Here is a 24375-nt window from a genome sequence, read left to right as displayed (position 1 = left end):
CTCACTCTCAACTCTGGTCTATGGCGGGTATGGCCGGTATGCCGGATACGGCAGGTGTGGCGGATGTGTCGGGCGTGTCGGGCGTGTCGGGCATGGACTCGCCGGTGATGGAGATGCCGAGGTTCTTGGTGACGAAGTCGAGGACCTCCGCGGCCGTGGCGGCTTCCAGGTCCGCGGGGTCCGGCTCTTCGTCGGCCGGGGCGGGGTGCCCCTGCGCCGGGTGTTCGGCCAGGCAGCGGACGGTCTCGGCCAGGGCGGCACGCTGGCCGCCGGTGAGGTGCAGCCCGTTGAGCCTGGTCCCGATCCTGGCCAGGTCGGCCAGGATCCCTTCGTAGCCGGGCTGTTCGGTGTCCGGAGCCGCTTCCTGCGCTGGTGCCGGGGCCGGTGCCGGGGCCGGGGTGAGCCGGGCGGCGATGTGGTCGACCAGGGCGCGCGGGCTCGGGTGGTCGAACACCGCGGTCGCGGTGAGCTTCACGCCGACCCGGCCGCTGATCCTGTTACGGAGTTCCACCGCGGTCAGCGAGTCGAACCCGAGGTCGCGGAACGCCCCGTCGGCGGAGAGGCCGCGCGGGTCGCCGTGCCCGAGCACCTGGGCGACGTCCGCAAGGACGAGATCGAGCAGGAGTGCGGTGCGCTGCTCGGCCGGGAGGCCGCGCAGCTTGCTCTCCAGCGACTCGGCGGGTGCCGTCGGCGCACTCGACGCGGTCCTGCGCTGCGGGGCGGGCGCCAGGTCCCGCAGCAGCGGCGGCACGGTGTCCGCCGTCCGGAGCGCGGCGGTGTCGACGCGTACCGGGACGAGGTGGGGTGTGGCCGCGGTCAGCGCCAGGTCGAAGGCGGCGAGGCCCTCCTCGGTGGAGGTGGGCAGCAGCCCGGTGCGGGCGATCCGGCCGAGGTCGGCGGCGCCCAGACCGGCCGTCATCGAGCTGGTCTGCGCCCACATGCCCCAGGCGACGGAGACCGCAGGGGCGCCCGCCGCGTGCCTGCGGGCGGCGTACGCGTCCAGATAGGCGTTGGCGGCGGCGTAGTTGGCCTGCCCCGCCGAGCCGAACACTCCGGCGACCGAGGAGAACACCACGAAGGCCGCGAGGTCCGCGTCGGCGGTCAGGTCGTGCAGGACCCGTACCGCGTCCGCCTTCGGCCGCAGCACGGTGGCGAGGCGCTCCGGTGTGAGGGCCGCGAGAACCCCGTCGTCCAGGACGCCCGCGGTGTGCACCACCGCGGTCAGCGGATGCTCTTCGGGGATGGCCGCGAGGGCCGCGGCGAGTTGCTCGCGGTCGGCCACGTCGCAGGCCACGGAACGGATCCGGATGCCGTCGTCCCCGACCTCCAGGGCGTCGAGGACGTCCAGGAGGTCACGGGGCGCCTCGGTGCCGCTGCGGCTGAGCAGCAGGACGTTGCGCACGCCGTGTTCGGCGACCAGACGGCGCAGGACGAGCCGTCCGAGGGTGCCGCTCGCGCCGGTGACGACGACTGTGCCGGCCGGGTCGATCGGGCGCGGGACGGTCAGGACGGTTCGGCCCGTGGGGCGGAGCCGCTCGCCGTCCGTGGCCTCGGACAGGCCCTCGGACCGTCCCTCGGACAGATCCTCGGACAGGCCTCGGAACGCCGCCGCGGCCGACCGTATGTCGTGGGCCGTGACCGGCAGCGCCCGCAGCGCCCCGGAGTCGAGCAGGCCGGAGAGTTCGGCGAGGACCGCCTGCCGCCGCCCGGCGTCGGGGACGGTGAGCGCGGCGCGCGCGTCGGCGGCCACGAACCGTCCTTCGGCGGCGAGCAGCAGGGCGGCCGACACCTCGGCGCCGGTGCTGCGGTGCGGATCCAGTACGAGGTCGAGCCCTGCCGGAACCCCCTGTGCGATGTCGCCGGGCCCGGGTCCGGTGAGGTGGGTGCCGTCGAGGCCGAGGCCGCGCAGGACTCCGTGGGCGGCCTGCGGCGCCGCGGCGTACACCTCGGCGCCCAGGTGCCGGGCGATCTGGACCGCGGCGAGGCCGACGGGGTCGGCGGCCGCGTGGACCAGCACCCGCTCCCCCGCCCGCACTCCGCCCTCGTCCACCAGGGCGTGCCAGGCGGCGAGGTACGGGGTGGCCGCCGCGGCGGCCTCGGCGAACGTCAGGGCCCGCGGCAGGGGGGCGACGGACCGGTGGTCGGTGACCGCGGTCCGGGCGAGGGCGCCGCCCTCGGGGAAGACGCCCCAGACACGGTCGCCGACGGCCGCTCCCGTGACCGCCGCGCCGAGCTCGGTCACGACACCGGCGCCTTCGACGCCGGGCGTCCGGTCCCCGTCGGTCAGGTCGTCGGGGCCGATGGCGGCGGCGCGCATCGCCACCCGGATCTCCTGCGGGCCGAGGGGCGCGGCGGGGGCCGGTACGAGGGCAAGGCCGTCAAGGCCGTCAAGGCCGTCGAGACCGTTGAGGCCTGCGGAGTGGTCGCCTTCACCGGTCGTCGTCTCAAGGCGCCACTCGGACGCGTCGTCCGGCAGCGGGAGCAGATCGGGGGCGGTCCGGCTGAGCCGGGGCACGTACGCCTGCCCGTCGCGCCAGGCGAGTTCGGGCTCGCCGGTGGCGACGGCCGCCGCGACGGCGTCGGCGGACCGGGCGTCCGTGTCGACGAGGTCGACGAGCAGCAGACGTCCGGGGTGTTCGGCCCTGGCCGCCCGGATCAGGCCCCACACGGCGGCGGTGGCCGGGTCGGGGCGGCCCGTCATGTCGCCCCGGGTGACCACGACGAGCCGTCCGTCGCCGTGGTCGGCGTCGGCCGTATCGGCGAAGAAGCGCTGGACGCGTCCGAGCACCTCGGTCAGGCGGGCGGATACGTCGCCGCCGGGCTCGACGCCGACAACGGTGACGCCGGGCACGGACGCGCCGGGCACGGACGCCCCTGCCCCCGTCTCCGGAACGGTCAGCGGGCGCCAGCGCAGGTGGAGTCCGCCGTCGCTGCCGGGCGCCGTGGCCGCGGACATCGGCCGCAGCAGCAGCGCCTCCACGGTGACGACGGGCTGCCCCGCGGTGTCGACGGCGATCAGGGAGACGGCCCCGTCGGCGGTGGCGGTGAGCCGGACCCGTACCGCTCCTGCCCCGGCCGCGTGCAGCGTCACACCCGTCCACGAGAAGGGGAGCAACGGCCGCGACCCGTCGGCGCCGGATCCAGCGCCGGACCCGCCACCGGACAGCGACGGCACACCGAGCGTGACGGCGTGCAGCGCCGCGTCGAGGAGCGCCGGGTGGATCCCGAACGCGCCCGGCTGCGCGGGCAGTTCCGCCTCCGCGTAGAGCGCGTCCGCCGTGCGCCACGCGGTGCGCAGGCCCTGGAAGACGGGCCCGTAGCCGTAGCCGCGCGCGGCCAGGTCGGCGTAGAGGCCGTCGACGGGTATCCGCTCGGCGTCGGCGGGCGGCGCGTCCCACCCGTCGCCCGGCTCCGCGGGTGCGTCGGCCAGGGTGCCCGTCGCGTGCTGGACCTGCGGCTCGGTGCCGGAGGCCGGGGCGGCCGAGGAGTGGACGGTGACCGTGCGGCGGCCCCCCGTGTCGGGGGCGCCGACGACGACCTGGAGGTAGACGGCGGTGTCGGCGGGCAGCACCAGCGGCGCCTGGAGGGTCAGTTCCTCGACGACGGGGCACCCCGTCTCGGCGCCCGCGTGCAGCGCCAGGTCGAGGAAGGCGGTGCCGGGCAGCAGTACCGTGCCGCCGATCGCGTGGTCGGCGAGCCAGGGGTGGGCGCCGGGCAGGATGCGGCCGGTCAGCACCGTCTGCCCGTCGGGCAGGTGCACGGCGGCGCCGAGCAGCGGGTGCCGGGTGCCGGTGAGGCCCGCGGCCCGGATGCCGACCGTCGACGTGGTGGCGTCCTGCCAGTAGCGCTGCCCCGCGAAGGCGTAGCCCGGCAGGTCGGTGCGGCGGCCGCCCGGCAGCAGCCGGTGCCACTGCACCGGCGTACCGGCCACGAACGTCTCGGCGACGGCCCGGGTCAGGGCGAAGGCCTCGTCCTGACCGGACTTGAGGGCCGCCACGGCGACGTATCCGTCGTCCCCGAGGCACTCGTCGAGCGTGGCGTGCGCCATCGGGGTCACCGCGGCGTCGGCGCCGACCTCGAGGAAGGCGCGGACGCCGTGCTCGGCGAGGGCGCGCACGCCGTCGGCGAAGCGGACGGCACCGCGGACGTGCTCCACCCAGTACCGGGCGGTGCACAGGCGCTCGGCGTCGACGGGGCCGCCGGTGACGTTCGAGATCACGGGTATCCGGGGCGCGTTGAACGACAGACCGGAGATCGCCTCGGCGAACTCGTCGAGCATGGCGTCCATGCGGTGCGAGTGGAAGGCGTGCGAGACCGCGAGGCGGTGCACGCGGTGGCCCGCGGACCGGAAGTGGTCGGCGACGGCGAGGGCGGCGGACTCGTCGCCCGAGACGACGACGGCCTCCGGACCGTTGACGGCGGCGATCCCGACGGAGTCGGTCAGCCCGGCCCGCTCGATGTACGCCCGGGTCGCCTCCTCGTCCGCCGCGACGGCCACCATCGCCCCGCCCTCCGGCAGGGCCTGCATCAGCCGTCCGCGCGCCGCGACGAGGGCGCAGGCGTCGGACAGCGACAGCACTTCCGCCGCGTACGCCGCGGTGATCTCTCCGAGGGAGTGGCCCATGACATGTCCGGGGGTGACTCCCCAGTCCCTGAGCAGTTCGAGAAGGCCGACCTCAAGGGCGAACAGGCCGGTCTGGGTGTACATGCTCTGCTGCAGCAGCGGCGCGAGCGGCGAGTCGCCGGGCGCGAACACGACGTCACGCAGCGGGTGTTCGGCGTACCCGTCGAGGTGCGCGTCGACCGCGGCGCACACGGCGTCGAAGGCCTCCGCGAAGACGGGGTACCGCGCGTACAGCTCCTGCCCCATACCGGCCCGCTGGGAGCCCTGCCCGGAGAAGACCAGCGCGAGCCCGCCCGCACCGACGGCCGGAACGGCCCCGGTGACGGCGGCGGGCGTGTCCTCGCCACGGGCGAGGGCGGCCAGCGCGTCGGTCAGGTCGTCGCGTCCGGCGCCCAGGACGACGGCACGGTGGTCCATCAACGCCCGGCCCGTGGCCAGGGTGTGGCCGACGTCGCGCGGGTCGACGGTGTCGTCCCCGGCGACCCGGTCGAGCAGGCGTGCGGCCTGTCGGCGCAGTCCGTCGGCCGTCCTGGCCGACAGGGTCCAGGGGATGACCGGGGCTTCCTGAGCCAGCTCGGTATCCGGGGCCTGCCCGGCGTGCGGGGCCGAGGCCTCCTCGGGGGCCTCCTCAGGGGCCTCCTCGGGCGCCGCTTCGAGGATCACGTGCGCGTTCGTCCCGCTGATGCCGAAGGACGAGACGGCCGAGCGGCGCGGCCGCGCCAGCTCGGGCCACTCCTGCTGGGACGCCAGCACGCTGACGGCACCGGACTCCCAGTCGACGTGCCGGGAGGGGGTGTCGGCGTGCAGCGTGCGCGGCATGACGCCGTGCCGCATGGCCTGCACCATCTTGATGATGCCCGCGACACCGGCAGCGGCCTGCGTGTGCCCGATGTTGGACTTGATGGAGCCCAGCCACAACGGCCGCTCCTCGTCCCGCCCTTGGCCGTACGTGGCGAGCAGCGCCTGCGCCTCGATCGGGTCGCCCAGCGAGGTGCCGGTGCCGTGCGCCTCGACCACGTCCACGTCCGCGGACGTCAGACGCGCGCTGGCAAGCGCGTCACGGATGACACGCTGCTGCGACGGCCCGTTGGGGGCGGTCATGCCGTTGCTGCCGCCGTCCTGGTTCACCGCGGAACCTCGTACGACGGACAGGACTTGGTGCCCGAGGCGACGCGCCTCGGAGAGCCGCTCGACGACCAGCAGACCGACGCCTTCGGCCCAGCCCGCACCATCGGCGTCATCGGAGAAGGCCTTGCACCGGCCGTCCACCGACATCGCCCGCTGCCGCGAGAACTCCACGAACGTCGTGGGCGTCGACATCACGGTCACACCGCCCGCCAGGGCAAGGGTGCACTCGCCGTTGCGCAGCGCCTGCACCGCGAGGTGCAGGGCAACCAGCGACGACGAGCAGGCCGTGTCGATGGTCATCGCCGGGCCTTCGAGCCCGAGCTGGTACGAGATGCGGCCCGATGCCACGCTGGACGCGCTGCCCAGCATGCGGAAGCCGTCCATGCCCTCGACCGGCTCGTGCAGCGGCGGGCCGTACTCCATCGGCATCAGTCCGGTGAAGACGCCGGTCCTGCTGCCGCGCAGGGAGTCCGGGTCGATGCCGGTCCGCTCCAGGGCCTCCCACGCCGTCTCCAGGAGCAGCCGCTGCTGCGGGTCCATCGCCGCGGCCTCCCGCGGACTGATCCCGAAGAACTCGGCCTCGAACACGGCGGCGTCGTGCAGGAAGCCGCCGCGTCGGGAGTACGTCTTTCCGGCCCGGTCGGGGTCGGGGTCGTAGAGGTCGGCGATGTCCCAGCCGCGGTCGACGGGGAAGTCGGAGATGGCGTCGAGGCCGTCGAGGGTCGCCTGCCACAGCTCCTGCGGAGAACGGATGCCGCCAGGGAAGCGGCAGGCCATGCCCACGATCACGATCGGATCGTCGTCCGCAGCCGCTCCCGCCAACACGAACGGCGCCACCGGACCCGCGTCCGTCCCCCCGACCTCCTCCTGGAGGAAACCGACCAGCGCGGTCGGCGTCGGATAGTCGAACACCAACGTCGACGGCAGCCGCAGCCCCGTCACCGTCTGCAACCGCTGCCGCAGCTCAAGCCCCGTCAGCGAGTCGAAGCCCAGATCACGGAAGGCGCGATCCTCCTCCACCGAAGCACCCGAACCGAGCCCAAGGACCAACGACACCTGCCCACGCACGAGTTCGAGCAGCGCCTCGTCCCTCCTCGCGCTGTCCAGCGCCGCCATGTCGGCGACCCACGAGGAGGACTGCCCGGCCCCGACGGCGGCCGCCGCGCGGCGCGCCGGGGCGCGGACGAGCGACTTGAACACCGCGGGCAGCCGGTCCTGCGCCGCCTGGCTGCGCAGCGCGGGCAGGTCGAGGCGGGCCGGAAACAGGTTGGCGCGGTCGGCGGCGAGTGCCGCGTCGAACAGGGCGAGCCCCTGCGCGGCGGACATCGGGGCGAGCCCGCCCCGGGTGAGCCGGGCGATGTCGGTCTCGTCGAGGTGCGCGGTCATCGCGCTGTCGCCGCCTGCCCACAGGCCCCAGGCCAGCGAGGTCGCCGCCAGCCCTTCGGCACGGCGGGCGTGGGCGAGGGCGTCCAAGTAGGCGTTGGCGGCGGCGTAGTTGGCCTGGCCTGCCGTGCCCATCACACCGGCGGCGGACGAGAACAGGACGAACGCGGCCAGGTCGGCGCCCCGCGTCAGCTCGTCCAGGAGGCGGGCTCCGTCGACCTTCGGACGCATGACGGTGTCGAGGCGGTCGGGGGTCAGGGCGGTGAGTACGCCGTCGTCGAGAACACCGGCGGCGTGGATCACGGCGGTCAGCGGGTGGTCGTCCGCGATCCCCGCAAGGGCCTCCGCCAGACCGTCCCGGTCCGCGACGTCGCAGGCGGCGAAGGTCACCGTGGCGCCGAGCGCGGCCAGTTCGGCGGCCAGCTCCTCGGAACCCTCGGCGCCACGACGGCTGACCAGCAGCAGGTGACGTACGCCGTACTCGGCCACGAGGTGCCGGGCGACGAGTCGCCCCAGGGATCCACCGGCTCCGGTGATCAGGGCGGTGCCGTCCGGGTTCCACTCGGGGGCGGGCGGCGTGGGCGGTGCCGACGACGCAGACGACTCAGATGACGCAGATGACGCAGATGACGCAGATGACGCAGATGAGGTAGCCGACGCGGCTTCGGAGTCGACCGTCACCAGTCGCGGCGCAGTCAACTTGTCTTCGATGTGGGCGAGTTGTGGCTCGCCGGAAGCCAGGGCGGCGCTGAGTGCCGACTCCGGCGCACCCTTCGCCGAGACGTCGACGACCACGATGCGTCCGGGGTGCTCGGTCTGCGCCGAGCGCAGCAGGCCCCATACGGCCGCGGTGGCCGGGTCGGGACGAGTGGCGATGTCGCCCCGGGTGACGGCGGCGAGCCGGGAGCCCTCGTCGTCGGCCGACGCGGCGAGGAAGTCCTGGACCGTCTCCAGTACTCCGGCCACGCTCGTACGGACATCGCCGCCGGGCTCGACATGGGCGACGACGACGCCGGACGGAAGCCCACCGGAAGCGTCCGCCCCCGACCCTGCAGCCGGGCTCGGTACCGGTACGTCGACCCATCGCACCTCGAACAGCGGGTCCCCGGCAGCGACCGCCGCACCCAACTGCTCCTGCGACATCTTCTGCAACCGCAACTCGTCCACCGACACCACCGGCAGACCCGCACCATCGAACGCCGCCAACCGCACGGCACCATCCGCGTCACGAGACAACCGCACCCGCAGCGCAGAAGCACCGACCGAGTACAGCCGCACCCCGCTCCACGAGAAGGGCACCCACAGGTCGCCCGAGGGCAGCGGATGCAGGGCGGCGTCGAGGAGTGCCGGATGGATGCCGAACTCATCGGCGTCCACGGGCAACTGGACCTCGGCGAGCAGGTCGTCGCCGTCGCGCCACAGCGCGCGCAGACCCTGGAACACCGGCCCGTAGCCGTATCCAAGACCGGCCAGCGTCTCGTACGCATCCGCGACATCGACCCGCTCGGCACCGACCGGCGGCCACACGCCCGCCAGCCGCTCCACCGACGGGACGAGACCGGCGTCCGCGAGCACCCCGACGGCGTGCCGCACCCAGTCCGCTCCCCCGGTCACGTCGGCGTCGGCGTCCTGGACCTGGGAGTGCACGGAAACCGTCCGGCGCCCGTCGCCGTCCGGCGCCCCCACCGACACCTGCACCGACACCTGGGCATCCGCCGACAGCACGAGCGGCCGCTCAAGCGTCAGCTCCTCGATGACATCGCAGCCGACCTCGTCGGCGGCGCGGAGCGTCATCTCGATGAACGCGGTACCCGGGAGCAGGACGGTGCCGAAGACCCCGTGGTCGTCGAGCCACGGGTGAGTGGAGCGGGACAGGCGCCCGGTGAGGACGACGTCATCGCCACCTGCGAGCCGGACGGCGGCGCCGAGCAGCGGGTGCCCGGCGGGCCGCAGCCCGAGCCCGGCCGCGTCCACCACGGACCGCCCCGCGGGCAGCCAGTGACGACGACGCTGGAAGGCGTACGTCGGCAGCTCGACGAGTTCACCGCCCGCCACCCAAGGCGACCAGTCCACGTCGACACCGGCCACGAACACCTCGGCCAGACTCTGCAGCAGCCGAGCCGGACCCCCTTCATTGCGGCGCAGCGTCCCCACGGCGGTCACCTGGGACACGCCTTCGCCCTCGGCGGCCTGGGTCACTGCCCCGACCAGCACCGGGTGGGGGCTGGATTCGACGAAGACGCGGTGTCCGGCCTCCAGGAGGTTCTGCAGGGCGGAGTCGAAACGGACGGTCTGACGCAGATTCGTGAACCAATACTCCGCACCCATCACCGCCGTGTCGATCACATCACCGGTGACGGTGGAGAACAGCGGGACCTGGCTGCTCCGCGGCTCGATCTCCCCGAGCACGTCCAGCAGCTCGTCCCGCAGGTCCTCGACCTGCGGCGAGTGCGAGGCGTAATCCACCGCGATCCGCCGCACCTGAACACCATCGGCCTCACACGCAGCCACGAACGCATCCAGCTCGCCAGGCGAACCCGACACCACAACCTGCTCAGGCCCATTGACCACAGCCACCTGAAGGCCGTCCGTGAGCCGCCCCACGACCTGAGCCTCGGGCGCCAGAACGGACACCATCCCGCCCCGACCCGCCAACCGCACAATCGCCCGCGACCGCAAAGCCACCACACGCGCCGCATCACCCAGGCTCAACGCACCCGCCACACACGCAGCAGCGATCTCACCCTGCGAATGCCCCACCACAGCAGCAGGACGCACCCCCAGCGAGCGCCACAACTCCGCCAGCGACACCATCACCGCAAACAACACCGGCTGCACCACATCCACCCGGCGCAACAACTCCTCATCGCCCTCCCGGACGACATCCAACAAACCCCAGCCATCCACGAACGGCTCCAACGCCGCCCCACACTCAGCCATCCGCCCCGCGAAGACCGGTGACGACTCCAACAGCTCCCGGGCCATACCCACCCACTGCGAGCCCTGCCCCGGGAACACGAACACCGCACCACCGGAGGAATTCGCCCCGGCACGCCCCGTCACAACGCCCGGAGCCTCACGCCCGGCAGCCAACTCACCTAGAGCAGCGGTCAGTTCGCTCACGTCATCGCCGAGTACGACCGCACGGTGCTCCAGTACCGCACGCCCACCCGCCAACGTGAACCCCACATCACGCAGCCCCAGCGCACCACCCTCATCAAGGTGTGCCTGTACGCGGGCCGCCTGCTCCGCCAGAGCCGCCTCGCTCCGCGCCGACAACACCCACGGCACCACCGGAGCAGCCACGACCGCAGGCGCCTCGGGCAGAGCCGGGGGCGCGGTCGGCACGGTCTCCTCGACCGGGGCCGCCTCCAGGATCACGTGCGCGTTCGTCCCGCCGATGCCGAAGGACGACACACCGGAGCGGCGCGGGCGGTCGAGCTCCGGCCAGTCCTGGTTCTCGGTGAGGAGCCTGACCTGCCCGGAGGTCCAGTCGACGTGGTGGGAGGGGGTGTCGGCGTGCAGCGTGCGCGGCATGACGCCGTTGCGCATGGCCTGCACCATCTTGATGATGCCCGCGACACCCGCCGCGGCCTGTGTGTGGCCGATGTTGGACTTGATGGAGCCCAGCCACAACGGCCGCTCCTCGTTCCGCCCTTGACCGTACGTAGCGAGCAGCGCCTGCGCCTCGATCGGGTCGCCGAGTGCGGTACCGGTGCCGTGCGCCTCGACGGCGTCGACGTCGGCCGTGGTCAGCCGTGCGCCCGCCAACGCGTCACGGATGACACGCTGCTGCGAGGGACCGTTCGGCGCCGTCAGACCATTGCTGCCGCCGTCCTGGTTCACCGCGCTGCCCCGCACCACGGCCAGGACGTGATGCCCGAGGCGACGCGCCTCGGAGAGCCGCTCGACGACCAGCAGACCGACACCTTCGGCCCACCCCGCACCATCGGCATCGTCGGAGAACGCCTTGCACCGGCCGTCCACGGACATCGCCCGCTGCCGCGAGAACTCCACGAACGTCGTGGGCGTCGACATCACCGTCACACCGCCCGCCAGGGCAAGGGTGCACTCGCCGTTGCGCAGCGCCTGCACCGCAAGGTGCAGAGCAACCAGCGACGACGAGCACGCCGTGTCGATCGTCATCGCCGGGCCTTCAAGACCCAGCTGGTACGAGATGCGGCCCGACGCCACACCACCGCTGTTGCCGGTGATCATCAGGCCCTCGACGTCCTCGGTCGCCTCGCCGAGCCAGGTCCCGTAGTCGTGGTACATGAGACCGGTGAAGACGCCGGTCCTGCTGCCGCGCAGGGAGTCCGGATCGATGCCGGTCCGCTCCAGGGCCTCCCACGCCGTCTCCAGGAGCAACCGCTGCTGCGGGTCCATCGCCGCGGCCTCCCGCGGACTGATCCCGAAGAACTCCGCGTCGAAGTCCCCTACTCCGGACAGGAATCCACCCCGGCGGGAGTAGCTCGTACCGACGTGGCCGGGGTCCGGGTCGAAGAGGTTCGCCAGGTCCCAGCCGCGGTCGACGGGGAAGTCGGAGATGGCGTCGAGGCCGTCGAGAGTGGCCTGCCACAGCTCCTGCGGAGAACGGATGCCACCAGGGAAACGGCAGGCCATGCCCACGATCACGATCGGATCGTCGTCCGCGGCCGCCCCCGCCACCGGGACCGGCGCCACAGGACCCGCGTCCGTCCCTCCGACCTCCTCCTCAAGGAAACCGACCAGCGCGGTCGGCGTCGGATAGTCGAACACCAGCGTCGACGGCAGCCGCAACCCCGTCACCGTCTGCAACCGCTGCCGCAGCTCAAGCCCCGTCAGCGAGTCGAAGCCCAGATCACGGAAAGCACGATCCGCCTCCACCGAAGCACCCGAACCAAGCCCAAGGACCAACGACACCTGCCCACGCACGAGTTCGAGCAGCGCCTCCTGGCGCTCGCCGTCGTCCAGCGCCGCCATCCCGGCGGCCCACGACGAGGCTTCCTCCGCGGTGGGGGCGACGGCCCGGCGTACGGGAGCGCGGACGACCGACTTGAACACGGCGGGCAGCCGGTCCTGCGCCGCCTGGCCGCGCAGCGCGGGCATGTCGAAACGGGCCGGGACGATGGTCGCCCGGTCGACCGCCAGCGCGGCGTCGAACAGGGCGAGGCCCTGGGACGTCGACATGGACCCCAGGCCGCTGCGGGAGAGCCGCGCTATGTCGGCCTCGTCGAGGTGCGCGGTCATCGCACTGTCGCTGGCCCACAGGCCCCAGGCCAGCGACGTCGCCGCCAGCCCTTCGGCACGGCGGGCAAGAGCCAGTGCATCCAAGTAGGCGTTGGCGGCGGCATAGTTGCCCTGTCCTGCCGTGCCCATCACACCGGCGGCGGACGAGAACAGGACGAACGCGGCCAAGTCGGCGCCCCGCGTCAGCTCGTCGAGCAGCCTGGCGCCCTCGGCCTTCGGGCGCATCACGGTGTCGACCCGCTCAGCGGTGAGCGCGGTGACGACACCGTCGTCCAGCACGCCCGCGGCGTGGATCACGGCGGTCAGCGGGTGATCGTCCGCGATCCCCGCGAGGGCCGCCGCCAGACCGTCCCGGTCCGCCACGTCACAGGCGGCGAAGGTCACCGTCGCACCGGCCGCGGACAGCTCTGCGGCCAGCTCACCGGAACCCTCGGCGCCACGACGGCTGACCAGCAGCAGGTGACGTACGCCGTACTCGGCCACGAGATGCCGGGCGAACAGCCCACCCAGAGCGCCACTCGCACCCGTGATCAGGACGGTGCCGTCCGGGTCCCACTCCGGAGCGTCGACTGCCTCTGCAGAGACAGTCATGACCCGAGGCGCCAGCAACCTGGCTCCTTCGACGGCGAGTTGAGGCTCACCACTCAACAGCGCCGAAGCGACGGCCGCCTCGCTCTCGGCGCCGTCCAGCAAGTCGACGACGACGATCCGTCCGGGCTGTTCCGCCTGCGCCGAACGCAGCAGGCCCCACACCGCGGCCGTCGCCGGATCCGGTGTGCCGCCCGTCATCCCGCCCTGCGTGACCACGACCAGCCGGGCTTCCTCCGCCGACTCGGCGAGGAACCGCTGAACCGTCTCCAGCACCTCGGCGACCCGTGCACCGGCATCCCCGCCGGGCTCGACATGAGCAACGACGACGTCGGAACCGTCCGCCCCCGAACCCGGGTTTGGTACCGGTACGTCGACCCACCGCACCTCGAACAGCGGGTCCCCGACGCCCACCGCCGCACCCAACTGCTCCTGCGACATCTTCTGCAACCGCAACTCGTCCACCGACACCACCGGCAGACCCGCACCATCGAACGCCACCAACCGCACGGCACCATCCGCGTCCCGCGACAACCGCACCCGCAGCGCAGAAGCGCCGACCGAATGCAGCCGCACCCCACTCCACGAGAAGGGGACGACGATCTCCCCGGCGAGCAGCGGGTGCAGCGCGGCGTCCAGCAGCGCGGGGTGGACGCCGAACTCATCGGCCTCCGTCGGAAGCTGCACATCGGCGAACAGGTCGTCGCCGTCGCGCCACACCGCGCGCAGCCCCTGGAACACCGGCCCGTAGCCGTATCCAAGACCGGCCAGCGTCTCGTACGCATCCGCGACATCGACCCGCTCGGCACCGACCGGCGGCCACACGCCCGCCAGCCGCTCCACCTCGGCCGACGCCCCATCGGCCAGCACGCCCACGGCATGCCGGACCCACTCCGTCCCGGCGTCCAGGTCCCCTTCGGCGTTCTGGACGTACGAGTGCACGGAGATCGTCCGATGGCCCGCCGCGTCCGGGGCACCCACCGACACCTGTACGGAGGTCGACGCGCCCCGCGACAGCACGAGCGGCCGCTCAAGCGTCAGCTCATCGACGACAGCGCAGCCGACCTCGCTCCCGGCGTGCAGCGCCAGCTCGACGAAGGCGGTTCCGGGCAGAATGACAGTGCCGTAGACGGCATGGTCCTCCAGCCACGGGTACGTGTTCAGCGACAGCTGACCGGTGAGGACGAGACCTTCCTGCGGCGCGAGGGCCACGGCGGCGCCGAGCAGCGGGTGCCCGGCGGGCCGCAGCCCCAGCCCGGCCGCATCCACCACGGACCGCCCCGCGGGCAGCCAGTGACGACGACGCTGGAAGGCGTACGTCGGCAACTCCACCAGCCGACCACCCGCCAGCCACGGCGACCAGTCCACCTCGATACCCGCGACGAACACCTCGGCCAGACTCTGCAGCAGCCGAGCCGGACCCCCCTCACCCCGCCGCAGCGTCCCCACGGCCGCCACACCGGCAACCCCTTCGCCCTCGGCAGCCTGAGTCACCGCCCCGACCAGCACGGGATGCGGACTCGACTCGACGAAGACGCGATGCCCCGCCTCCAACAGGTTCTGCAGAGCGGAGTCGAAACGGACGGTCTGACGCAGATTCGTGAACCAATACTCCGCACCCATCACCGCCGTATCGATGACATCCCCGGTGACCGTGGAGAACAGCGGGACCTGGCTGCTCCGCGGCTCGATCTCCCCGAGCACGTCCAGCAGCTCGTCCCGCAGGTCCTCGACCTGGGGCGAGTGCGAGGCGTAATCCACCGCGATCCGCCGCACCTGAACACCATCGGCCTCACACGCAGCCACGAACGCATCCAGCTCGCCAGGCGAACCCGACACCACGACCTGCTCAGGCCCATTGACCACAGCCACCTGAAGGCCATCCGTGAGCCGCCCCACAACCTGCGCCTCGGGCGCCAGAACGGACACCATCCCGCCCCGACCCGCCAACCGCACAATCACCCGCGACCGGAGAGCCACCACACGCGCCGCATCACCCAACGACAACGCACCCGCCACACACGCAGCAGCGATCTCACCCTGCGAATGCCCCACCACAGCGGCCGGACGTACGCCCAGCGAGCGCCACAACTCCGCCAGCGACACCATCACCGCGAACAACACCGGCTGCACCACATCCACCCGGCGCAGCAACTCCTCATCGCCCTCCCGGACGACATCCAACAAACCCCAGCCATCCACGAACGGCTCCAGCGCCGCCCCACACTCAGCCATCCGCGCCGCAAACACCGGCGAGAACTCCAACAGCTCTTGGGCCATGCCCACCCACTGCGAGCCCTGCCCCGGGAACACGAACACCGCACCACCGGAGGCATTCGCCCCGGCACGCCCCGAGACCACGCTCGAAGCCTGACGTCCGGCCGCCAACTCCTCCAGAGCCGCGGTCAGTTCACCAAGATCGGAGCCGAGTACGACCGCACGGTGCTCCAACACCGCACGCCCACCCGCCAACGTGAACCCCACATCACGCAGCCCCAGCGCCCCACCCTCATCGAGCCGCGCAAGCAACCGCTCCGCCTGCCCCGCAAGAGCCGCCTCACTCCGCGCCGACAACACCCACGGCACCACCACGGAACCCACACCCGAGGGAGCCAACTCATCCTCAGAGGAACCCCCATCGAGCACGGGAGCCGCCTCCAGGATCACGTGCGCATTCGTGCCGCTGATGCCGAAGGACGACACGGCCGAGCGGCGCGGCCGCTCCAGGTCGGGCCACTCCTGGCGGGACGCCAGCACGCTGACGGCACCGGACTCCCAGTCGACGTGCCGGGAGGGGGTGTCGGCATGCAGCGAGCGCGGCATGACGCCGTTGCGCATCGCCTGCACCATCTTGATGACACCGGATACACCGGCGGCGGCCTGCGTGTGGCCGATGTTGGACTTGATGGAACCCAGCCACAACGGCTGTTCCACGTCGCGCCCTTGGCCGTACGTGGCGAGCAGCGCCTGCGCCTCGATCGGGTCGCCCAGGGACGTGCCGGTGCCGTGCGCCTCGACCACGTCCACGTCCGCGGACGTCAGGTGCGCGCTGGCGAGGGCGTCACGGATGACGCGCTGCTGCGAGGGACCGTTCGGCGCCGTCAGACCATTGCTGCCGCCGTCCTGGTTCACCGCACTGCCCCGCACCACGGCCAGGACGTCATGTCCGAGGCGACGCGCCTCCGAGAGCCGCTCGACGACCAGCATGCCCACGCCCTCGGCCCAGCCGGTGCCGTCCGCGTCGTCGGAGAACGGCTTGCAGCGGCCGTCGGCGGCGAGGCCGCGCTGGCGGGAGAACTCGACGAACATGCCCGGCGTGGACAGCACCGTCGCACCGCCCGCCAGGGCCATCGAGCACTCGCCGTTGCGCACCGACTGCACCGCGAGGTGCAGCGCGACCAGCGACGAAGAGCAGGCCGTGTCGATCGTCATCGCCGGGCCCTCAAGACCCAGCTGGTAGGAGATGCGGCCCGACGCCACACTGGAGGTGTTTCCGGTGAGCCGGAAGCCCTCCGTGCCGTCGGTCGGGGCGTCGAGATGCGGCCCGTACTCCATGTTCGTGGCGCCGACGAAGACGCCGGTCCTGCTGCGGCGCAGGGAGTCCGGGTCGATGCCGGTCCGCTCCAGGGCCTCCCACGCCGTCTCCAGGAGGAGCCGCTGCTGCGGGTCCATCGCCGCGGCCTCCCGCGGACTGATTCCGAAGAACTCCGCGTCGAAGTCCCCCGCACCGGCCAGGAATCCGCCGCGACGCGTGTACGTCGTGCCGGGGTGGGCCGGGTCCGGGTCGTAGAGGTTCGCCAGGTCCCAGCCGCGGTCGTCGGGGAAGTCGGAGGTGGCGTCCACGCCGTCGGCGAGCGCCTCCCACAGCCGCTGCGGGGAGTCGATGCCGCCGGGCAGTCGGCAGGCCATGCCGACGATCGCGACGGGGTCGTCGTCGGCCGCGGTGGGGGCGGTGGCGGCCGGGGCCGCGGTGTCCGGGGCCGGGTCCAGGGCGCCGACGATGCGTTCGTGCAGGTGGTCGGCGAGGTCGCGCAGCGTCGGATAGTCGAAGAGGATGCTCGCGGGCAGCCGCAGTCCGGTCGCCGAGACGAGGCGGTTGCGCAGCTCGACGGAGAGCACGGAGTCCAGGCCGAGGTCGCGGAAGGTCGCGTCGGGGTCGACGGCCGCGGTGCCGGTGAGGTCCGTCAGGTGGTCGGCGAGGCGGCGGACCAGGAAGCCGTCGGGCTCGCTGCGGATGCTCTCGCGCAGGGCGAGCGTCGCCGAGCTGAGGTGCTGCTCGGCCTCTTCGGCGGCGGGGCGTTCGTCGAGCCAGTGGCGGCGGCGCCGGAACGCGTACGTGGGCAGGTCGACGGTGCGGGCGTCGCCGACGACCGACGCCCAGTCGACGGGGGTGCCCGCGGTCCAGGCCGTGGCGAGGCCGGTCAGCAGCGCCTGCGGTTCGGGGTGGTCGCGGTGCTGCAGCGCCACCGCGAGTTCCGTCTCGGTCGTCGCGACGAGCGGGGTGAGCACGCTGCCGGGGCCGAGTTCGACGAACCGGGTCACGCCCTTCGCGCGGCAAGTGGTGAGCGCGTCGTGGAAGCGGACGGTGGCACTGAGGTGCCCGATCCAGTACTCCTCCGTGAGCGCGGCGCCGGTCTGTCCGGTGACGGTGGAGACGATGGGGATGGCGGGCTCGGAGACGTCGAGGCCGTGGATGCGGCGGGCGAACTCGTCCAGCATGGGGGCCATCAGCGGCGAGTGGGCGGCGTTCTTGACCCGCAGCCTGCTGGTGCGGTGGCCGCGGGCGGCGAGCGCCCCCGCGATCCGGGTGACCGACTCGTCGGCGCCGGAGAGCACCACGGCGCGGGGCCCGTTGATGACGCCGACCGAGACGTCGTCGACGCCTTCGAGGGCGGCGAGCAGCTCCTCCTCGGTCGCCTCGACCGCGATCATGGCGCCGCCGGGCGGCAGTTGCTCCATGAGTTCACCGCGGGCGGCGACGAGCGCGGCGGCGTGGGCGAGCGGCAGGGCGCCGGAGACGTGGGCGGCGACGATCTCGCCGAAGGAGTGGCCGACGAGCAGGTCGGGGGTGACGCCCCAGGAGGTGACCAGGCGGTACAGGGCGACCTGGAAGGCGAAGAGGGCGGGCTGCATGTACCGCATGCCGTCGAGCGCCTCCGCGGCCGCCGCGCCGTCGTCGTCATCGCCGTCATCGCCGAGCAGCACCGCGCGCAGGTCGAGGCCGGGGACGAAGTGGTCGAGCACCTCGTCGAGCGCCGCCGCGAACACCGGGTACGTCTCGTACAGTTCACGCCCCATGCCGACGCGGTGGGAGCCGACGCCGGAGAACAGGAAAGCCGTCCGGCCCGGCTCGGCGACACCGCTCACGGCCTGCTCGTGCAGGTGCGCCAGGGCCGCAGTGAAGTCGTCCCGGTCCTTGCCGACGACTACGGCGCGGTGCTCGAACGTGGACCGTCCGGCCGCGAGCGACCTGGCGATGTCGGCTGCATAGGCGGCTTCGGTGGCTTCGGCACCATCGGCGGCTTCGGCGTCCGGGTGCCGCTCGATGTGGGCGAGCAGGCGTTCGGCCTGGGCGTCGAGGGCCTCGCCGGTGCGGGCCGACAGGACCCAGGGCTGGGGGCGGGCGGCCGCGGGGCGGTGCTCCGGCGCGTCGCGGCGCGCGGCCTCAGGCGTCTCGGGCGCCTCCGTCAGGACGACGTGGCAGTTGGTGCCGCCGATCCCGAACGAGCTGACACCCGCGACGAGTTGCTCGTCGGGTGCGGGCCAGTCGGCCAGCGCGGTCTGCACGCTGAGGTTCAGGTCGGCCAGCGGGATCGCCGGGTTGGGGGCGGTGAAGTGCAGGGTGGGCGGCAGCCGGCGGTGGCGCAGGGACAGCGCGGCCTTGAGCAGGCCGACGATGCCCGCGGCCGCCTCCAGGTGACCGAGGTTCGTCTTCACCGAACCGACCCGCAGCGGTTCCCGGCCCCCGCCGCTGCCAGTGCCACCCACCGCGTCGCCACTCACCGCGTCGCCACTCACCGCGTCGCCACCCACGCCACCGCGCGCGATGACGTCGGCGACGGCCTCCGCCTCGACCGGGTCGCCGACCGGCGTGCCGGTGCCGTGGAGTTCGACGTACTGGACGGTGTCGGGGCTGACCCCGGCATCCGCGTAGGCCCGGCGCAGGACGTCACGCTGGCCGTCGGCGTCGGGGTCGGTGAGGCGCTCGCCGCCGCCGTCGTTGTTGACGGCGCTGCCCTCGATGACGCAGTAGATGCGGTCGCCGTCCGCCAGGGCGCGGTGCAGGGGCTTGAGGAGGACGACTCCCCCGCCCTCCCCGCGTACGAACCCGTCGGCGTTCTCGTCGAAGGTGGCGCAGCGCCCCTTGGCGGACAGCGCGCCGAGCGCCGCGGTGGTCCGCATGCTGTCCGGCGAGAGGATCAGGTTCACCCCGGCCGCGAAGGCGAGGTCGGCGTCTCCGTTGCGGATGCTCTCGCAGGCCAGGTGGACGGCGACCAGCGACGAGGCCTGTGCGGCGTCGACGGCGAGACTGGGGCCCCGCAGGCCGAGGTGCCAGGAGACGCGGTTGGCGATGACGGCGCGGTGGCGGCCGGTGAACTCGTGTGCGCCGCCGGGTCCCTGCGTACCGCCGCGGGCGGCGAGGCCCGCGTAGTCGTCGGAGGAGACGCCGACGAAGACACCGGTGCGGGAACCGCGCAGCCGCTCGTCGCGGACACCGGCGTCCTCCATGGCCTCCCACACCAGCTCCAGCGCGAGGCGCTGCTGGGGGTCCATGGCGGCCGCCTCGTCGGGGCCGATGCCGAAGAAGGCGGCGTCGAAGGAGGCGACGTCGTCGAGGAAGCCGCCGCGCCAGGACCGGCTGCCGGGACCGCGCTCCTGGGGCCAGGCCGAGACGGCGTCGGTCCCCTCCGAGAGCAGTCGCCAGAACTCCGCAGGAGTCGACGCCGAGGGCACTCGGCAGGAGGCTCCGATCACTGCTATCGCGGTGTCGCGGGGCTCGCCCGTCCTCTGCTCGTCTGACCTGGATGCCTTCATACGGCGAGTATCTGTTTCGGACCCGGGTATGGACTTCGGCCAGAGGACGGTGGTCGTCGACCAGGCTTAGGTGCAGGTACGGGCGGCGGAACCTGGACTTTCGGCCAGGTCCCCACCCCGTACAACGACGGGGATCCTGCCCCCGTACGACGACGAAGGTGCCCGCACGGACGAACCGTGCGGGCACCTTCGTTCACAAGGCGCAGCGCGCCGCGCTCACATGGCCGGAGCCAACGCGATCAGCTGGGCCCGGGAGGCCACATGGGCCTTGGCGAGCACATTGGAGACGTGGAATTTGATCGTCTTCTCACTCAGGCCGAGACGCCGGGCGATCTCCTTGTTCGCGAGCCCCCTGCGCACCAGTTGCAGCACCTCGGACTCGCGGGAGGTGAGCGGCGCATGTGTGGGCACCGCCGACAGGTGGCGCGGGGCCATGGCGCGGGTGAGCTTGAGCAGTACGCCGCTGAGGCCCGGCGAGACGTAGCCCGTGCCGTCGACCGCCTTGCGGACCGCCACGGCGAGGTCCTCCACGGGGTCGTAGCAGTGCACCAGCGCACCCACGTTGACCTGCGTGAGGCCGATCCAGCGGGTGGCCGAATCCTTGTCCCCCACGACGACGAGGGCGGCGTCGACACCGGCGAGTTCCTGGGCGTGGCCGATGTGCAGTTGCCCGTCGAGAATCACGGCATCCGGATCGTACAATTCCGCCGCCGAAAGGAGCTCCGAGAGCTCGGCGACCTCGGCCACGACGGACAGCGTGGGATCCTTCTCAAGCGATCTTCGAATTCCGAGACGCGCATAAGGGTGTGGATCACAAATGATGATTCGTGCCTGAATTCCCCGGTTCAAGTGGAAGACCCCCCGTTGATCGGCCCCTCTTTTCGTTGCGCATATTTCACCCAGCGAAAAAGAACGCACCGGCCTATTTAGATTTTCCAAAACGTGAGACGGTGGCCCGCCGGGCGGCACCCGGCGGGCGCCGGTCGTCGTGACGCCCGGCGGGCGCCGGATGTCACGACGCGGGCACGCGCTCCTCGATCTCGATCGCACCCACCGGACACATCTGGGCCGCCGTCTCGACCAGTTCGTACAGATCCTGGGGCGGTTCCGCGAGCTGCAGCAGCACGAGCCCCTCCTTCTCGTCCTGGTCGAACACTTCCGACACCGTCGCCACGCAGTTGCCCGCGCCCGCGCACAGCTCCCTGTTCACCGTGATCCGCATCGTCACGTCACCACGTCACCGGCAGCTCGGCCACGCCGAACGTCACCGCCATGGGACGCTGCGGGACGTCGGCGAGGGTGAGCTCGGAGCGCAGCTTCGGGAAGCGGCGGGCCAGCTCGACGAGCGCCACCCGCAGCTCCGCGCGGGCCAGCGGCTGGCCGATGCACTGGTGGAGGCCGAAGCCGAACGCCATGTGGCGGTGCGCCTCGCGCCGCTGCGGATCGAACGTGTCGGGGTCGGAGAAGACCGACTCGTCGCGGTTGGACATCGCGAGCATCGCGACGACGCCCTCGCCCGCGCGGATCTGCTGACCGCCGATCTCCGCGTCCTCCATGGCCAGGCGCGGCAGCCCGGTGCGCACGACGGTGAGGTAGCGCAGCAGCTCCTCGACCATGCCCGGCGCCAGCTCCGGGTCGTCGCGCAGGGCTTCGAGGTGCTCGGGGTGCTGCAGGAGCACCAGGGCCGAGAGGCCGATCATGTTCGCGGTGGTCTCGTGTCCCGCCACCAGCAGGAGCATGGCCAGGCTGACGAGCTCGTCCTTGCGCAGCTCGCCGGTGTCCACCCGCTCGATGGTGAGCCTGCTGAGGAGGTCCTCGCCCGGATCCTGCCGCTTGGCGTCGACCAGGTCGCCGAGGAGACCGGCCAGGGCGCCGAGGGCCGCCTCGACCTCCGCGGGGCCCGAGTTCCGGTCCATGATGACGCGGCTGTGGTCCTGGAAGAAGTCGTGATCGGCGTACGGGACACCGAGCAGGTGGCAGATCGTCATCGACGGTACGGGCAGCGCGAACTCGGCCATCAGGTCCGCGGGCGCGCCGAGCTCCTGCAGGCGCTCCAGCGCCTCGACGACCGTCTCCTCGATGAGCGGCTCGATCCGCCGGATGTTCTTGATCATGAACTCGGCGGTGAGCATCTTGCGGAACCGGCTGTGCGCGTCGCCGTCCATGAAGATGAACAGGCCCGACGCGTCGTCCTGCTTCGGCGGGATCGGGTTGAGCACCGGGAACCCGGGTTTGTACTGATCGGAACTGAAGCCCGGGTGCCGCAGCAGCTGCCGCACGTCCTCATGCCGGGTGACGAGCCACGCCCACCCCCCGAAGGGAAGCCTGACCTTCCCCACGGGCCCTTCGAGCCGTTCCAGGTCCGACCCCGTGACCGGGATGAATGGATTGTCGTCCGGACCAATGAACGGATATGCCGGCAGGCCGGCAATGTCTACCTCGGCCACTTCCCCCATGTTTTCCTGCACCTCGCACGACTCGCATCCGAAAGAGGAATTCAGCCTAACAAGGTGGTTGGCTCAAACAAGGCGGTTTACCGGAATACCTTTTGCCGTGATCGAGGTCACACCATAAATGCAATTCCGCAATAGCGGCGCTTGATTACGACAAAAGTCCCGCTAGAATCCGGCTCGAAACGGCTTCCGCCACACTTGACATCTGTTCCGTGAGATAGAAATGCCCGCCGGGACGGGTCTCCATCCCGAAGCCGCCCGCGGTGTGGTCGGCCCAGGCGCGCGCCTCCTCAGGCGTGACCCGGCCATCATCGGCGCCGACGATCACGTGGACGGGAGCCGAAAGCCGGGGTCGCGGAACGTACCGGTAGGTTTCGGCCGCCTTGTAGTCGCTGCGGATCGCGGGCAGCGCCCTGCGCAGCAGCTCCTCGTCGTCGAAGACCCGGGCGTCGGTGCCGCTGAGCGACCGGAGTTCGTCGATCAGGCCACGGTCGTCGCGCAGGTGGATGGGCGAGGGGTTGTCGCGCAGCCGGGACGGCGCGCGCCTGCCGGAGGCGAACACCGCGAGCGGCGGCGACCCCGCCTGCTCCAGGCGCACGGCCAGTTCATAGCCGACCATCGCGCCCATGCTGTGCCCGAAGAGCGCCAACGGCCGGTCGGCCCACGGCAGTACCTCGTCGACCAGCGCGTCGGCCAGGCCGGTGACGGAGTCCACGCACGGCTCGTGCCAGCGGTCCTGACGCCCCGGATACTGCACGGTCAGCACGTCGATCTCGGGCCCGAACGCGCGGGCGAACGGAAGGTAGAACGAAGCGGAGCCGCCGGCGTGCGGCAGACAGAGCAGCCTCGCGCGCGCCTGCTCGGCCGGTCGGTACCGGCGGATCCAGGCGCTGCTCCCGGCGGTCTTCGCAGTCATCGTCGCTCGTCCTCTGCCGGTCAGGCGGCGGCCGGGAACGCGAAGTACACGGAGGTGAGTTCCTCCGACAGGTCCCACAGCCTGCGGCCGCTGTCCGCGTCCGAGGCCCGCGGCGCAAGCTCCACCGTCTTCGGCGCACCGCGCAGCTCGCCCATGCCGTCGGGGCCGATGAACTGACCACCCGTCACGCTCGGGTCGGTCGCCGCGAAGAGCGTGGGCAGCGCGCCCTGGGCCGGGGTCTGGGCGAGCGGCAGCAGCAGCCGCCCGAACAGGAACTTCACCATGCCCGCAGGCGAGCTCGTCTGCAGGTTGGTGGACGTGTAACCGGGGTGGGCGAGCACGCTGCGCACCGGGCTCCCGGTCGCGGTCAGCTTCTGGTGGAGCTGCCAGCCGAAGACGGCGTTCGCCAGCTTCGACTGGTTGTAGTAGCCCATGGGCGAGTACTTGCGCTCGCCGTTGATGTCGTCGAAGAACAGATCGGCCTGGCGGTGGTTGGGCGAGCTCACCGTCACGACGCGGGGGTCCTCCCCGGCCTCCAGGAGGTCGAGCAGCAGCCCGGTGAGCGCGAAGTGGCCGAGGTGGTTGGCCGCGAACTGCACCTCGTGGCCCTGCGGGCTGAGGAGGCGGCTCGGCGGCGCCATCAGACCGGCGTTGTTCACGAGCACGTCCAGGCGCGAGTGATCCGCGTGCAGATCCTCGGAGAAGGCGCGGACGGAGTCCAGGTCCGCCAGGTCGACGCGGCGCACCTCCAGGGCGGCGCCCGGGACCTCGGCGGTGATCTGCTCGACCGCCGCCCGCCCCTTTGCCTCGTCCCGCACGGCCAGGATCACGCGCGCACCCTTGCGCGCCAAGGCCCGGGTGGTCGCAAGACCCAGGCCGCTGTTGGCCCCGGTGACGACGATGACTCGCTTGCTCTGGTCAGGGATCTGCTCGGCGGTCCAGCCACGCTGATTACTCATACGACACAAGCTGCCCGAAGTGGCACTCGGTGTCAAGCAGTTCCCTCGATGCCGGAACGT

At 72.2% G+C, this 24375-nt stretch carries 6 protein-coding genes; all 6 read right to left on the bottom strand.

The genetic code is table 11. The annotated features are described in order from the left end of the window. Nucleotides 1–7: 7 nt before the first annotated feature. Nucleotides 8–19987 (bottom strand): SDR family NAD(P)-dependent oxidoreductase, encoded by a 19980-nt coding sequence (locus tag ABZV77_RS16010; protein ID WP_356256276.1) that lies wholly within the window; start codon nt 19985–19987, stop codon nt 8–10. A gap of 216 nt (nt 19988–20203) precedes the next feature. After that, entirely contained in the window at nt 20204–20734 is a 531-nt protein-coding gene (locus tag ABZV77_RS16005) for a response regulator transcription factor (protein WP_356256273.1), read from the bottom strand. A 265-nt stretch (nt 20735–20999) separates the two neighbouring features. Further along, entirely contained in the window at nt 21000–21209 is a 210-nt protein-coding gene (locus ABZV77_RS16000; RefSeq protein WP_356257594.1) for a ferredoxin, read from the bottom strand. Between the two features lie 7 nt (nt 21210–21216). Continuing rightward, on the bottom strand, nt 21217–22266 hold the full coding sequence (locus ABZV77_RS15995) for a cytochrome P450 (protein ID WP_356256271.1): 1050 nt from the start codon (nt 22264–22266) through the stop codon (nt 21217–21219). 322 nt (nt 22267–22588) lie between these two features. Beyond that, complete coding sequence (locus ABZV77_RS15990; RefSeq protein ID WP_356256268.1) at nt 22589–23356, bottom strand: alpha/beta fold hydrolase; 768 nt, start codon at nt 23354–23356, stop codon at nt 22589–22591. Nucleotides 23357–23376: 20 nt separating this feature from the next. Continuing rightward, entirely contained in the window at nt 23377–24315 is a 939-nt protein-coding gene (locus tag ABZV77_RS15985; RefSeq protein WP_356256265.1) for an oxidoreductase, read from the bottom strand. Nucleotides 24316–24375: the final 60 nt, after the last annotated feature.

The organism is Streptomyces sp. NPDC004732 (assembly GCF_040609235.1).
GTDB lineage: Bacteria > Actinomycetota > Actinomycetes > Streptomycetales > Streptomycetaceae > Streptomyces.
This window is presented reverse-complemented; position numbering and strand designations above follow the sequence as displayed.